This is a genomic window from Staphylococcus pasteuri (genome assembly GCF_030547725.1).
Lineage (GTDB): Bacteria > Bacillota > Bacilli > Staphylococcales > Staphylococcaceae > Staphylococcus > Staphylococcus pasteuri.
Window position 1 is genome coordinate 1 of record NZ_JAUOQO010000077.1, and the last position, 365, is coordinate 365.

A 365-nucleotide genomic window follows, 5' to 3' on the forward strand; every position below is an offset into this window, starting at 1 on the left:
GTAGCGGTATGTGTGGTGTTGATCTGGAACTGGCTGCGCGTGGCCGAATTAATGCCAAAGTGCAGCACATCACCTTCGGCGGCATCATAATCCTGTATCCAGTCCGACCCGTGGTCTGCGACACCGATATGGAAGAACCGGTCCGCACCCGCACCGCCATTCACAAGGTCATGGCCAAATCCGCCGTTGACGAAATCACTGCCGTCTCCGCCAAAAACCTGATCCGAGAAGGCACTGCCGGTGAGCGTGTCATTGCCCCTGCCACCAATCACGGTATCGGCGCCAAAGCCGCCCGCGATGGTGTCGTTGCCCGCATCACCGCGCAATTCGTCATTGCCATAGCCACCGTCGATGTTGTCGTTGCC

1 protein-coding gene is annotated in these 365 nt (G+C 58.6%); it reads right to left on the bottom strand.

The features are described from left to right. Positions 1–365, bottom strand: a 365-nt coding sequence (locus Q4528_RS12865; RefSeq protein ID WP_368506695.1) for a calcium-binding protein, incomplete at both ends; no start/stop codon positions are given.